The 13,512-nt window shown below is 65.6% G+C and carries 15 protein-coding genes; 7 read left to right on the top strand and 8 right to left on the bottom strand.

The window, feature by feature from the left end:
- Positions 1 to 5: 5 nt before the first annotated feature.
- Positions 6 to 206, bottom strand: a complete 201-nt coding sequence (locus ACR64R_RS17585; RefSeq protein ID WP_487357603.1) for a hypothetical protein — start codon at positions 204 to 206, stop codon at positions 6 to 8.
- Between the two features lie 217 nt (positions 207 to 423).
- On the opposite strand from ACR64R_RS17585, the gene grpE reads away from it, so the two are divergent.
- Together grpE and ACR64R_RS17575 are read left to right on the top strand one after the other, a co-directional pair.
- Complete coding sequence (gene grpE / locus ACR64R_RS17580; RefSeq protein ID WP_487357602.1) at positions 424 to 1,056, top strand: nucleotide exchange factor GrpE; 633 nt, start codon at positions 424 to 426, stop codon at positions 1,054 to 1,056.
- An 89-nt stretch (positions 1,057 to 1,145) separates the two neighbouring features.
- Positions 1,146 to 1,778 (top strand): trimeric intracellular cation channel family protein, encoded by a 633-nt coding sequence (locus tag ACR64R_RS17575; RefSeq protein WP_487357601.1) that lies wholly within the window; start codon positions 1,146 to 1,148, stop codon positions 1,776 to 1,778.
- A gap of 39 nt (positions 1,779 to 1,817) precedes the next feature.
- Here ACR64R_RS17575 and olsB read toward each other — a convergent pair whose 3' ends face one another.
- The 6 genes from olsB to ACR64R_RS17545 all read right to left on the bottom strand — a co-directional run bounded on the left by olsB (position 1,818) and on the right by ACR64R_RS17545 (position 8,780).
- Positions 1,818 to 2,693, bottom strand: coding sequence for a l-ornithine N(alpha)-acyltransferase (olsB, locus tag ACR64R_RS17570; RefSeq protein ID WP_487362470.1), 876 nt, complete (start codon positions 2,691 to 2,693; stop codon positions 1,818 to 1,820).
- Positions 2,694 to 2,888: 195 nt separating this feature from the next.
- Complete coding sequence (locus tag ACR64R_RS17565; RefSeq protein WP_487357600.1) at positions 2,889 to 5,168, bottom strand: ATP-binding protein; 2,280 nt, start codon at positions 5,166 to 5,168, stop codon at positions 2,889 to 2,891.
- A 123-nt stretch (positions 5,169 to 5,291) separates the two neighbouring features.
- On the bottom strand, positions 5,292 to 6,281 hold the full coding sequence (gene acuI / locus ACR64R_RS17560) for an acrylyl-CoA reductase (NADPH) (protein ID WP_487357599.1): 990 nt from the start codon (positions 6,279 to 6,281) through the stop codon (positions 5,292 to 5,294).
- Positions 6,282 to 6,336: 55 nt separating this feature from the next.
- Positions 6,337 to 6,825 (bottom strand): signal peptidase II, encoded by a 489-nt coding sequence (gene lspA, locus ACR64R_RS17555; protein WP_487357598.1) that lies wholly within the window; start codon positions 6,823 to 6,825, stop codon positions 6,337 to 6,339.
- A gap of 10 nt (positions 6,826 to 6,835) precedes the next feature.
- Positions 6,836 to 7,696: a TrmH family RNA methyltransferase gene (locus ACR64R_RS17550; protein ID WP_487357597.1), complete on the bottom strand. Its 861-nt coding sequence runs from the start codon at positions 7,694 to 7,696 to the stop codon at positions 6,836 to 6,838.
- 1 nt (position 7,697) lies between these two features.
- Positions 7,698 to 8,780, bottom strand: coding sequence for an RsmD family RNA methyltransferase (locus ACR64R_RS17545; protein WP_487357596.1), 1,083 nt, complete (start codon positions 8,778 to 8,780; stop codon positions 7,698 to 7,700).
- Positions 8,781 to 9,064: 284 nt separating this feature from the next.
- Between ACR64R_RS17545 and ACR64R_RS17540 the strand changes: the two genes are divergently transcribed.
- The 5 genes from ACR64R_RS17540 (at position 9,065) to ACR64R_RS17520 (ending at position 12,554) form a co-directional block, all read left to right on the top strand.
- Positions 9,065 to 10,291 carry an RNA ligase RtcB family protein gene (locus ACR64R_RS17540; RefSeq protein ID WP_487357595.1) on the top strand — a complete coding sequence of 409 codons (1,227 nt, stop codon included), beginning with the start codon at positions 9,065 to 9,067 and terminating at the stop codon, positions 10,289 to 10,291.
- Complete coding sequence (gene prfH / locus ACR64R_RS17535) at positions 10,278 to 10,895, top strand: peptide chain release factor H (protein ID WP_487357594.1); 618 nt, start codon at positions 10,278 to 10,280, stop codon at positions 10,893 to 10,895. The genes ACR64R_RS17540 and prfH overlap by 14 nt, the downstream gene beginning before the upstream one ends.
- A 63-nt stretch (positions 10,896 to 10,958) precedes the next feature.
- Positions 10,959 to 11,669: a helix-turn-helix transcriptional regulator gene (locus tag ACR64R_RS17530; RefSeq protein ID WP_487357593.1), complete on the top strand. Its 711-nt coding sequence runs from the start codon at positions 10,959 to 10,961 to the stop codon at positions 11,667 to 11,669.
- 70 nt (positions 11,670 to 11,739) lie between these two features.
- A complete protein-coding gene (locus ACR64R_RS17525; protein ID WP_487357592.1) occupies positions 11,740 to 12,120 on the top strand; it encodes a VOC family protein in 381 nt (126 codons plus the stop codon).
- Positions 12,117 to 12,554, top strand: coding sequence for an EVE domain-containing protein (locus ACR64R_RS17520; RefSeq protein WP_487357591.1), 438 nt, complete (start codon positions 12,117 to 12,119; stop codon positions 12,552 to 12,554). The genes ACR64R_RS17525 and ACR64R_RS17520 overlap by 4 nt, the downstream gene beginning before the upstream one ends.
- Here ACR64R_RS17520 and lhpI read toward each other — a convergent pair.
- On the bottom strand, positions 12,547 to 13,509 hold the full coding sequence (gene lhpI / locus ACR64R_RS17515; RefSeq protein WP_487357590.1) for a bifunctional Delta(1)-pyrroline-2-carboxylate/Delta(1)-piperideine-2-carboxylate reductase: 963 nt from the start codon (positions 13,507 to 13,509) through the stop codon (positions 12,547 to 12,549). The two genes, ACR64R_RS17520 and lhpI, sit on opposite strands and share 8 nt — an antisense overlap.
- Positions 13,510 to 13,512 lie beyond the last annotated feature (3 nt).

Raw genomic sequence — 13,512 nt, 5'->3', positions numbered from 1 at the left:
CGCGGCTATTGACGTCGCCCGCCGCCTGCATTCTTGGCCTCGGCGCCGTCGAGGCGGTCAAGCAGATCGCTCAGTCGCCGGGGTATTTCCTTTTCCAGGCGGAATGCCGGCAACGCGCGCAGAAGGCGCTTGGTTGCTTCGCTACTCGCCTGCCGCCTGATATGGTTGGCCAATTCGGGGCGCCGGTTGCCATTGTTGCCGTTCATAGTCCCAAAATCCTGTGTCGGCTTCGAAACTCCTCCAGCCCGTTTATGGTTCCCCTAACGGCAATTGAGGGCAAGCAAAGCCGCGCGATACGGTAAAATTTGAATTAATTTAGAATGATCGCCCGACCTACGCCGCAAGCGCTTGCCCCTTGATTTTTGGCCTCCAAACCTCGATATCGGGCGCAAATCCAGACCAATCCGAATGATGGGAAACGCGATGAGCGACCAGGCAAAAGACGAACGCACGCCCGAAGATTTAGAGGCCACCCAGGCTACGGGCGAGCGTACCGAAGGCGGTGTCGACGGCGACTATGAGGCGCTTGTGCGGCTGCTGAAGGAAAACGAGGAACTGAAGGACCGCGCGCTGCGCGTTGCGGCTGAAATGGAGAATTTGCGCCGACGCACCGCGCGCGACGTGCATGACGCGCGCACTTACGCGGTGGCCAATTTCGCACGCGACATGCTGTCGGTGTCGGACAATCTGCGCCGCGCGCTCGATGCGATTCCGGCCGAGGTGAAGGTATCCGGCGATGCCGGCTTCAAGGCGCTTATCGAGGGCGTCGACCTCACCGAGCGCGCCATGCTGTCGGCGCTGGAACGCCATGGCGTCAAGAAACTCGCGCCCGAAGGCGAGAAGTTCGACCCGAACTTCCATCAGGCGATGTTCGAGGTGCCCAACCCGCAGGTTCCGGCCGGTACCGTCGTCCAGGTGGTGCAGCCGGGCTATTCGATCGGCGAGCGCGTCCTACGGCCGGCGATGGTCGGTGTCGCCAAGGGCGGTCCGAAGGCGGGCGCCGAGGCGAAGGTCGAGCCGGGTCCGGTGAACGAGCAGGCCGAGAGGGATGCGTGACAACGTGGCGGATGGTGAATAGTCAATGGTGAATGGGCTTGGGTGCGTGCTAGGCTAGTTGCCCATTCACCATTTCGCCATTCACCTAAATGAACCCCATCACGTTGCTAGATTACGCCGGCGTCGCCGTCTTCGCGGCGACGGGCGCGCTTGCAGCATCGCGCAAGCAGCTCGACATAATCGGCTTCCTGTTCCTGGCCAGCGTCACCGGCATCGGCGGCGGGACGTTACGCGACGTCATCCTCAACCTGCCCGTGTTCTGGGTCGCCAATAGCGGCTATGTGCTGATCTGCGCGGCCGTCGCGGTGGCGGTGTTCTTCAGCGCCCACCGGGTCGAATCCCGCTACAAGCTGCTGCTTTGGCTCGATGCGGTCGGCCTTGCCGCCTTCGCGGTGATGGGCGCGGCCAAGGGGCTGGCGATCACCGGCTCGCCCGTCGTGTCGGTCATCATGGGCGTTCTGACGGCGACCTTCGGCGGCATATTGCGCGACCTGCTTGCCGGCGAGCCCTCGGTGCTGCTCAGGCCCGAAATCTACGTCACGGCCGCCCTTGCCGGCGCCGCCATTTTCACCCTTGGCGACCTTGCCGGCCTGTCGGCTCTGGCGTCCAGCCTGCTCGGCTTCGCGGGCGCATTGGTGGTGCGCGGCGGGGCGCTCAAATTCGGTTGGTCATTCGCCGCCTACAAGAGCCGCCCGGGGCGCAGGCCTGAAGATATTCCGTGAGAGGGAGCAGGGAATAGTCAGCGATATGGTTCCTACCACTCACGCAGCGAAACGCTGGCCCTCGCCACCATAATAGTTGACGTAGCGAGCGCCGATCTCCTTGACCGGCATGACGACGAAGACGTCGACCGTCGAGAATTCGTGATCGATGACGCAGCCGTCGCCGATGCGGGCGCCGACGCGCAGGTAACCCTTGACCAGCGGCGGCATGGCCGCGATCGCCGCCTTGGCGTTCACCGCCTCGATAGGCATCAGGTCCATTGCACAGTAGCGTCCCGGAACAGCGCGGACATCCCAGGCTGAGTTCGTGCGGCAGTGATGGGCGAGATAGGTCAGCGCCTCGGCATGCGCCGCCGGTACGACGCCATGGAAGGAGGCGCAGCCCGTCATAACGCCGATGCTGTAGTGGTTGATGTAGGCCCAGATGCCCTGCCAGAGCGCCTCGATGGTGCGCTTCGAGCGGTATTCCGGCAGAACGCAGGAGCGGCCGAGCTCGAGGAAGCGCTGGCCTGGATGCCGCGCGATCAGCTTGGTCAGCTCGAACTCGCCCTCGGAATAGAATCCGCCGGCGGCCGCTGCGATCTCTTGCCGAAGCAAGCGGTAGGTGCCGACGATGCGGCGGTGCTCGGGACCGGGAAGGGAAGTATCCAACACCAGAAGGTGATCGCAGAGCGGATCGAAACGGTCGGCGTCGCGCCGGTCCTGCGCCTGGAACAGATCCTTCCTTGCGCCAAGCTCGTCATAGAATACCCGATAGCGGACTTCCTGGGCTGCTGCGATCTCAGCCTCGTTGCGGGCGAGCCGCACTTCGAGGTTGCCGATCCGGCCCAGTGGAGCACCGTTTGCGACGGCGTCGGCGGTCCGGGCAGCGAGCAGGGCGCCGCCAGCGTTCGGCCGAGTGTCACATTCAGGCATGACTGTATGCACGAGTGATTCTCCTTCGAGCCATCCCTCTTGGCACGGGGATACGGTCTAGGTGCAACAGGATTGTGACAGTACCGTGATACGGCCTAGCGGGCAATACTTTGTCGGCTGGACAATACCCTCAACCGGCTATCTTACAGCCGCGAAAGTCAGGCACCCCAAGGTTTTCGGGGGGTAAAAATTTGATCAGGCGGCAACCTGGCCCTCAACCGCCTGGACGAGTACGTCCGGGTCGAGCGGCTTGGTCACGAAGCCGCTGGCCCCGTGGGCGAGCACGGCATGCCGGGTCTTTTCCTGGCTGTCGGCCGAAAGCACCATGATCGGGATCGGCGGCATCGCCAGGGACTCCTCATGGCGACGGATGGCGGCGATCGCATCCAGTCCGTCCATGACGGGCATATGCAGGTCCATCAACACCACATCAAAGCGGGATTTGAGGCCGGCATCGGTAACAGCCTCGACCGCAGCCTTGCCGTTGCCGACGATCTTGACGCGATGCCCCGCCTTGATCAGCGTGGCGCGGGCGAGCATGGCGTTGATATCATTGTCCTCGGCGATCAGTACAGACAGGCCCCGGTCGCGCCTGCGCACCGAGGAGGCGCCTCGCGGCTCCGGCCGCGGCTGCGCCAGCACGCTGCCATGGCTGGTCAGCAGCACCCGCAAAAGGGTCTCGCCGCGCACCGGCCTGGCCAGGAAGGTGGCGTAGCCGCTGGCCCGGAACTCGCCGAGCATGCCACGGTCCGTCGGCGCGATCAGGGTGATGGCTTCACAATCGGCAAACCCTGAGTCGCGCAGTCGCTTGAGCAGCCTTCCGTCGCTGCTTTCGAGCGCGGCGTCGATCAGGAGCACGTTGCAGCCGGCAGCGAACGGTGCGGCCTGGCTCGGTGTCGCCGCCGCCTCGACCATGCCGCCATGGGCTCGGATCGTGCGGGCGATGGCATCTGCCTCGATGGCGTTCTTCGACACGATAACCGCTCGCCGGTCGGCAAGGATGTTGTCCCGGTGCGGCGGCGGCTCGGTCGCCGCGACCGACGGTATCTCGAGCACGAATTCGGATTCCTCGCCAAGCCGGCTCGAGACCGAGATCGTGCCGCCCATCGCCGTAGCAAGCCGCTTGGAGATGGCAAGGCCGAGGCCGGCGCCCCCATGCACCCTGGTTGAGGTGCCATCCGATTGTTCAAACTCCTCGAAGATGCGCTCCATGTCCTCTTCCCGCAGCCCGGGGCCGGTGTCGGAGACCGTGAAGCGGATCCGGTCGCTGGTCTCGGTGCGGGCGCGCGCCACGGTGAGCAGCACGCCGCCCGTGTCGGTGAACTTCACCGCGTTGCCAATGAGGTTGAGCAGCACCTGGCGCACGCGGCCGGGATCGGCCGTGATCATCTGCGGCACGTCGGGTTCGACATGGCAGCCGAGGCCGATGTTCTTGGCGAAGGCCCTCGCGGCCAGAAGCTCGATGATGTTGTCGGCGATCTCGCGCAAGGAAGTCGGCTGCGGCTCGGGCTCGAAGCGGCCGGCCTCGATCTTGGAATAGTCAAGCAGGTCCTCGATGAGGGCGAGCAGCGCGCTGGCCGAGGTGGAGACCGCGCCGACATAGGTGCGCTGTTCGGGCGACAGGTCGGTATCGGCAAGCAGCTTCGCCATGCCCATGATGCCGTTCATCGGCGTGCGGATCTCGTGACTGACAGTGGCGAGGAATCGCGACTTGGCCTGGCTGGCATATTCGGCCCGCTCGCGCGCGGTGATCAGCGAGGATTCGGCGCGCTTGCGGGCGGTGATGTCGCGGGCGATCGCCCGGTGCGAAACGGCGCCCGTGTCCTTGTCGCGCACCGACAATTCGATCCAGGAGAACCAGCGCGGCCCGTTCTGCGTGCGGATTGCGACATCGGTGGAGCTCAGGCACTCATGATCGGAGAAAGCGGCGTCGGGAACGATGCCGACATCGATGCCGAGATCGGACAAGGTCTTGCCGGCGAGATCGCGCGGGTCGATCTCGACAAGCGAGGCAAAGACGCTGTTGGCATAGACGATATGGCCATCGCGGTCGCGATGGACGACGAGGTCACCGAGCGCGTCGATCAGGCCGCGGAAGCGCTCCTCGCTCTCTTGCATCTCCCACATGCGGTCGGCGAGGGTCTCGATCTCGGCGCGGCTGCGCGCGGCGGTCTCGTCGAGCAGCGCCGCGGTGCGCTGCTCGTCGCGACGGCTGCGCAGATGCATGGCAAGGCCGGCTAGGGCAACCGCGGCGAGGCCGACGGTGACGATGATCGGCGCCCCGGTAAGATGCGCCAACCCGGCCATGACGGCGATGGCGACGATTGTCAGGAACGGCAGGCCGTCGTGACTGGCGGCAGGCAGTTCTGGAGCCAGCGGCGGCGCGACGAGCACTCGCCGCTTGGGCGCATCGGGGACGGGCCCGTCAGCGCCGGCGGCTTGGCTGTCCTGTTTGACGTCGGAGTCCGCGATCATGCGGCAACCATGCCAGACAGAAATTATGGAAGACTGGGACGAATCGTTCGATTTTTAGCGAACGCGCGGATTACGGTCGCTCGTCCACGCGGACGAAGCCGGAGATCCGCTAGATCGCTCCTGCTACATATCGACGACGACCCGGCCCCTGACCTTGCCCTCGACGATGTCGCGCGCGGCGGCGACAATGCCGTCGAAACCGATCGTGCGCGACAATTTCGACAGCTTTCCGAGGTCGAGGTCGGCGGCGATGCGGCGCCATGCTTCGAGCCGGACCGGCTTCGGCGCCATCACGGAATCGATGCCTAGCAGCGAGACGCCACGCAGGATGAAGGGCGCCACGCTGGAAGGCAGGTCCATGCCGCCGGCCAGGCCGCAGGCGGCGATCGCGCCGCCATAGGAGGTCATCGACAGCACATTGGCCAAGGTATGGCTGCCGACCGAATCGACGCCGCCGGCCCAGCGCTCCTTGGCGAGCGGCTTCGCCGGCTGGCTGAGCTCCTCGCGCGAGATCACCTCCGCCGCGCCGAGGTCGATCAGATATGGGCTTTCGGCGTTGCGGCCGGTCGAGGCGATGACATGGTAGCCGAGGCTTGAGAGAATCGAGACCGCGACCGAGCCAACGCCGCCGGCGGCCCCGGTCACCACCACCGGTCCGCGGCCCGGCACGATGCCGTGACGCTCGAGCGCCATGACGGAGAGCATTGCCGTATAGCCTGCAGTGCCGACAGCCATCGCGTCATGCGCGCTCATGCCCTCGGGCAGCAGGACCAGCCAGTCGCCCTTGACTCGGGCGCGGCCGGCATAGGCGCCGTAATGCGTCTCGCCGACACCCCAACCATTGAGGATGACCTTGTCTCCCTTGCGCCAGTCGGCATGCGAGGAGGATATCACGGTGCCGGCGAAATCGATGCCTGGAACCAGCGGCCAGCGGCGCACGACCGGCGCCTTGCCGGTGATGGCGAGCCCGTCCTTGTAGTTCACCGTGGTCGCCTCTACGGCGACGGTGACATCGCCTTCCATCAGATCCGCTTCGGTGAGGTCGACCACATCGACCGACTGCTTCTTGTCCGCATCGCGCGAAACGAGGATGGCTTTGAAGGTTTCTGACACGTTTTTCTCCTCGGTTCTGGCTGTCGGAAAAGTCTGCGGTTTCAACCGCGCGAGGTCAATTACCTGGGTCCTGGGGCTTCGCCTCGCGGCCCCAGCCGATCAGCTCGTCCAGGACGACAAGCGCCGCGCCGACCGAAATGAAGGCATCGGCGAGATTGAACACCGCGAAGGACCAGACAGGCGTGTGGAACAAGATGTAGTCGATGACGTGGCCGTAGACGGCGCGGTCGATGAGGTTGCCGAGCGCGCCGCCGATGATCAGCGCAAAGCCGGCGCGAGCGACGACATGGCCGGCCGGCGTGCGCGTGGCAAGGTAGAGCACGAAGGCGACGACGAGCACGGCGACGACGACCAGGCCGGTATCGCCGAACGACTGGAACATCGAGAAGGCGATGCCGGTGTTGTAGGTGCGGAACAGCGCCAGGAAAGGCAGAAGGTCGACCTTCTCCTGAAAGGCGAGACCATTTTCGACCAACTGCTTGATCCACTGGTCGATCGCAATGGCGATGACGACCAGCACGACGTAAGGGGACCAGGATTTCACTTAGGTTTCCTCATCGCGGGTCTGTGGCGGGGTCGAGCTTCAACGCGCTGCGCCGGATCTCGAACAACATCACGCCGGTGGCGACGGCCAGATTGAGCGAATCGGCCCGGCCGGCCTGGGGGATCCTTAGCAGCCGGTCGCAGCTTTCGGCGAGGTTGTCCGGCAGGCCCTGCTGCTCGTTGCCCATCAGCAGCAACACCGGGCCCCTGGAGAAATCGACGGAGCGATAGTCGACCGCGCCCTTGAGATGCGTTCCAGCGACGAGACCAGAAAAATCGCGCCGCCAGGCGAGGAAGGCTTGCTCGCTCGCCCTGGCGACGGGCACGGCGAAGATCGAGCCCATCGTCGCGCGCACCGTTTCCAGCGAGAACGGATCGGTGGTGTCGCCTACCAGGATGACTCCCTTGGCGCCGACGGCGTCGACAGTGCGGATCACTGTGCCGAGATTGCCGGGGTCGCGTACCCGATCGAGCGCAACCCAGACGTCGCCGTCCCTGGCGCGGATGTCCTTCAACGGCACGGTCTGCTGCGCAAAGACGCCGACCACCATTTGCGGGTTCTCACGGCGGGTGATTGTCGCGAGCACCTTTTCGGAGACTTCCAAAACAGTGCCGCCGGCGGCGACGGTCCGCGCGGCGACCTTCTCGACGGCCGCGTTGCCGCGGCCCGCCTTGGCGAAGACCAAGGTCCTGATCGACCAGCCGAGATCGAGGGCGTCAATGACCAGCTTCAGGCCTTCGGCCATGAACGCGTTCTGCTGGTCGCGGAACTTCTTCAGCGCCAGCGCCTTGATGTCCTTGACCAGGGGATTGGCAAGACTGGTGACTTCCTTGACCTGCCCGACAGGGCGAGCGCCGTTATGTGCCGTCATTTCAAGCCACCCAGCGCGAGAACAGCGAGGTCGACAGCGCCCGGCCGGCGGATTTCTCGCGAATGATCAGTTCGCCGGATTCGACCGTGCCGCCCATCCCGGCGAAGGTATCGCGCATCAGCGCGTGGATGGCGAAGAAGGAGGCGCGGATCGAATAGGCGGTGAGAACGACGGCCAACGGCTTTGGCGTCAGGATCGAGCGGCAGAGGTCGGTGAGGCCGGGCAGGTCCTCGAACAATTGCCAGACCTCGCCCTTGGGGCCGCGGCCATAGGCCGGCGGGTCGAAGAGCACGATGTCGTAGCGGCTGCCGCGGCGTTCCTCGCGTTCGGCGAATTTGACGGCGTCCTCGACGATCCAGCGGATAGGCTTGTCGGCAAGTCCGGCCATTTCCTGGTTCTCGCGCGCCCAACCGATCGCCTTCTTCGAGGCATCGACATGGGTGACCTCGGCGCCGGCACGGGCCGCCACCAGCGAGGCCAGGCCGGTATATCCAAACAGGTTGAGCACCTTGACCGGGCGCCTGGCCGCCGCGATCAGCCCCGCCATATGGTCCCAGTGCGAGGCCTGCTCGGGAAAGACGCCGACATGGCGGAACGAGGTGAAGCGGCCGAGATAGTCGATGCCGTCATGCTTCAGCGGCCAGGTTTCGCCGAGCGGCGCCTTCGGGAAGCGCCAGCGGCCCATGCCTTCCTCGTCTGTGTCGCCGGTGAAGATCGCGTCGGCGCGCTCCCATTCCTTCGCGGGAAGGGCTCGCTGCCAGATCGCCTGACCCTCGGGGCGCACGATGCGGTAGGGGCCATATTGCTCCAGCTTCTCGCCGGCACCGCTGTCCAGCAGCGCGTAGTCGGCGTTGGGCGCGACCTCGAGGATCAGTGGCAGGCGCTCGGCCGGCAGCGCCCCCTCGCGGCGCCCAAGCACGCGCGGCGCGGGTTTCGGTTCCTGCCGGTCCGCTGGTTTCTTTTCATACCGCTCGGCAGGTTTGGCCGGGGGTCGTCCAGCCGGATGCGCTTCGCGCTGGCGGGCCGGCTCAGCCCTTGCGGGTTGCTGACGGCCGTCGCGGCGTTTGTCGCGAAAAGATTTCAAGAACGGGCTTCTCCGGCGGTTCGGCCTGCTTCTGCCACAGCTCAACCCACCGGCGCAACAAACGGTGCGCTATGCCAGAGCAAACCCTTCAGGCTTGCCAGATTGGCAGGCTTGCTCTATGGGGACACCTTTCTTGGTTTCTGGAACGGGAGCGACAGATGACGAACATCTTCACCGCGCGCCCCTTGAGGGTTCCGGCGTAAAGCAGCCTTTGCTGCTTCGACGCCGGTCGACTGACGCCTGCGGCGTCGGATACCTGACCGCATTTCCAGAAGTGTTCCATCATGGGCAATTCATTCGGGGCCACCGGCCCCTCTTCGTCTTGCGCTGCCGAGCCAGCGCAAATCCGACATTATTTCTCGTCGCAAAGCTGGATCGAGGGCGCCGCGCTCGAACAGCTGAAAGCCGTCGCCGCGCTGCCAGGCGTGATCACGGTCGCGGCCTTTCCGGATCTGCATCCCGGCAAATACGGGCCAACCGGGATCGCCGTCCTGTCGCAACGACTGCACCCGCAGCTCATCGGCAACGATATCGGCTGCGGCATGTCGCTGTTTCACCTCGACATGCCGCAGCGCAAGCTCAGGGTCGATCGGGCGGTCGAGCGCATGGGCGAGATCGAGGCGCAGGACTGTTTCGATCCGCAAGCCGAGCTGGCCGCTTCGGGTCTGGCCGGCGATCTGTTTCCGGGAGCGCTGGGCACGATCGGCGGCGGCAATCATTTCTGCGAGCTACAGGCCGTCGAACAGCTGATCGGCGCCGAGAACGCGGAAGCTCTCGACCGCCAGGGCCTGTACCTGCTCGTCCACTCAGGCTCGCGCGGACTGGGAGCGCGGGTGTTCGGCGAGGTCGATCATCGGGCCGCGCTCGCGGCCGGACTTGATCCGGCATCGGAAGCGGGAAAGGCGTGGCTCGGCCAGCACGACATTTGCGTTGCCTGGGCGTCGCTCAACCGAAGCATGATCGCGGAGCGGGCGGCGAGCGCATTGCGTTGCGAGGCGAAACTTGTCGTCGACGTGCCGCACAATCTGGTGCGTCGGCAGGGTGGCGGCTTCGTCCACCATAAGGGCTCCGCGGCGGTCGAGACGGGAACCCTCGCGCCGATCGCCGGCTCGCGCGCCAGCCTCAGCTATGTGGTCCGCGCGCTGGACGGTACCGGCCCTTCGTTGGGCGGCATCTCGCATGGCGCCGGCCGCAAATACGATCGCGCGACCATGCATGGCCGTGTCGGGCGCAACAGGTCGGAACGCGAGGCCCTGCTCCGCAACGCCTGGGGCGGGCAACTGATCTGTGGCGACCGCGACCTGGTCATCGAGGAGGCGGCAACGGCCTACAAGGATGCGGGGCAGGTCGTGGGAGACCTTGCCGACGCCGGCCTTGTCTTGCCGCTGGCGGCGATGAAGCCGCTGGTGACCTACAAGAAGGCGGTCGACGGCAGCGTCGACCGCACGCGAGCAAAACCGGGTCGCGGCGAACGTGGACATGGCACGGGAGGTCGCCATGAGCGCGGTTGATCTGCTCGTCACCGCCGGCAGCGGCCCCGTCGAGTGCCGAATCGCACTGACAGCCCTGGTTCGCATCATCGAGGAGGACTGCGGCCGGCGCGGCTTGCCGGTAGAAGTCACGTTCGGCCATGCACCCGACCGGCACGGTGCGAAATCGGCGCTGATCAGCCTGGAAGGCCAGGGCGCGAATGCCCTGGCCACCGAGTATTGCGGGTCGGTGAAGTTCATCTTCAAAAGCCCGGTGCGGCTGGGCCACAAGCGGCAGAACTGGTTTGTCGGGGTGAAACGGGTGGATCTGGCGGACGCGCCGATGGCCGGGCGGACAATCGCGGCTAGCGATGTGCGCTTCGAAACGCTTCGCGCCGGCGGTCCCGGCGGGCAGCACCAGAACACCACCGACAGCGCTGTGCGGGCGGTCCACCTGCCGACCGGCATCGTCGTGGTTGCGCGCAGCGAGCGCTCGCAGCATCGCAACAAGGCGATCGCGCTGCGGCGGCTCGCCGAGGTGTTGCGCGTGCTGGCGGATCGCGAGGTGGAGGCGTCCAAGGCGGAGCTCTTCATGGCGAACAAAGCGCTGGAGCGCGGCAACGCCGTGAAGGTGTTTCGCCTCTGAAAGGCCGGCAGGATGAAGGGGCGTGGCTTCCGGCCGCGCCCCTTCGGCCCTATCGTAAGAACGATGTCCCGTTCGGAACGCCTCCTCGACCTCGTCCAGATCCTGCGCCGTCATCGCCGGCCGGTGAGCGGCCGCGTGCTTGCGGACGAGATGGGTGTGTCCATCCGCACCCTCTACCGCGACATCGCGACGCTGCAGGGGCAGGGCGCGCCAATCGAGGGCGAGGCGGGGCTGGGCTATGTGCTGAAGCCCGGTTTCATGCTGCCTCCGCTGATGTTCTCGGACGAGGAGATCGAGGCGATCGTGCTCGGGTCGCGCTGGGTGGCGAAACAGCCGGATTCCCGACTGGCAGCGGCGGCGACGGATGCCCTGGCAAAGATCGCGGCGGTGCTGCCGGATGATTTGCGCGAGGATCTCGACGCAACGACGCTGCTCGTTGGGCCGCGCTCGGAAAGCGTCGAAGCGATCGACCTCGGTGTCGTGCGGCAGGCGATCCGCGAGGAGCGAAAGCTCGGCTTCCTCTATCGCGATGCCGGTGGTTCGACCTCGAAGCGCGTGGTCTGGCCATTCGCGCTTGCCTTCTTCGACAAGGTGCGGGTGATGGTGGCGTGGTGCGAAACGCGCCAGGATTTCCGGCATTTCCGCGCCGACCGGATATCCGACCTGACGGCGACCGACATCCGCTATCCGCGCCGTCGCCAGGCGATGCTGAAAGAGTGGAAGGCAACGCTCGATGGGCCTCGTCGGGATATCCAGCGAGACGCTGCGGGCTGACCGCTGCTGCCAGAATCTGACAGCGGCTTCGCCTATTGTTTCCGAGGTCCAAAACACCTTGGAGATCAATATGACCACGCCGAATTTCGTCATCCTCTATGTCGACAGCCCGGAGAACAGCGGTGCGTTCTACACCTCTTTGCTCGGACGCGAGCCGGTCGAGTCCTCGCCGACCTTCGTGATGTTCGTGCTCGACAAGGGTTTCAAGCTCGGGCTCTGGTCGCGCCATACGGTGGAACCGGCTGCGGCGGCAACAGGCGGTGGCGGCGAGCTCGTGCTTGCCGTCGAGAACGCGGCTGCGGTCGATGCCACCCATGCGGATTGGACTGGCAGAGGGATCAAGGTGCTGCAGGCTCCGACCGATCTCGATTTCGGCCGCACCTTCGTCGGGCTCGATCCGGACAATCATCGCCTGCGCGTCTACTGGCCGTTCGAGGGAGCGCAAGGATGAGCGCCTTCTGGGTTGCCGTCGCGTCGGCCGAGCATGTGCGGATCGGCCGTAAGGGTGGCTTCATGCAGGTCAACCACGGCAAGGCGGCGCCGCTGCGCCGCATCAAGCCGGGCGACGGCATCGTCTACTACTCGCCGAGCGCCGTGCTCGGCGAGAAGGACGGAGTGCAATCCTTCACGGCGATCGGCACGGTGCGGCAAGGAGAGGTGTATGAGGGTGTCATGGGCGGCGGTTTCACGCCCGCGCGGCGCGATGTCGACTGGCGCGAGGCCAAGGAGGCGCCGATCAAGCCGCTGCTCGACAGGCTCGACTTTACCGCCGGCAAGCCGAACTGGGGCTATCAGTTGCGCTTCGGCCTGTTCGAGATCAGCGAGCATGATTTCCGGCTGATCGGCGAAGCGATGGGCGCCAACACGGCCCTGACTGCTACTTGAGCGCCTTGTAGACGGCGACGCCGGCAGCGAGGTCTTCAAGCGCAGCGCCAACCGACTTGAACAGCGTGATCTCGCTGTCGTTTCGCCGGCCCTGTTTTTCGCCACGCGCAAGTTCGAGCAGGTCGGCGATGATCGCTTCCGGCTTCAGCAGGCCCGAGGCCAGCGGCTGGACGATGTCGCCAGCCTCCTTGGTGGCGCCGGCGTGGGTGTCGACATAAACGCGGGAGCGCACAATGGCGTCGTCATCGGCCTCGCGCATGTCCGGCGTGAAACCGCCTACGAGATCGACATGGGCGCCTGGCTTCAGCAGCGCGCCCCTCACCAGCGGTGTGTTCGAGATCGTCGCCGAGGCGACGATGTCGGCCTCGGCAAGCTCAGAATCGAGATCGCCGGCGGCATTGGCGGGAAGCCCTTCGGCGCGCAAGGCGGCGGCCACCTTTTCGGCATTGGCCGGCGTACGGTTCCAGATGCGGATGGATTTGATCGGCCTCACCGCCGAATGCGCCTTGGCAAGGAACGGCGACAGCGCGCCGGCGCCGATCACCAGAAGCCGCGAGGCGTCCCCGCGGGCAAGATAGGAGGCGGCGAGCGCGGAAGCGCAGGCCGTGCGCCACTGCGTCAGCCGCTGGCCGTCGATCATCGCTTGCGGCTCGCCCGTTGCCCCGTCGAGCAACAGATAAAGACCCATCACCGCCGGCTTGCCGATGGCGTTGTTGTCCGGCGACACGGTGACGATCTTGACGCCGATATGGCCTCCCGCCGAGGTGCCCGCTGTGTTGAAATCGGTCCAGGCCGGCATCAACAGCAAGGTCGAGGCAGCGCCGTCCGGCCTCTCGACGCCATGATGGTGACGAACCGGCTGCACTGCACCCTCGCGAAAGGCGGTGCGTAATGTCTCGACCAGACCGGGAAAGGTCAGCGCGCGGTCGACCTCGGCGGCCGAAATGGTCAGCATCGG

The sequence above is a fragment of the Mesorhizobium sp. MC2-1-1 genome (assembly GCF_057597255.1).
This window is presented reverse-complemented; position numbering and strand designations above follow the sequence as displayed.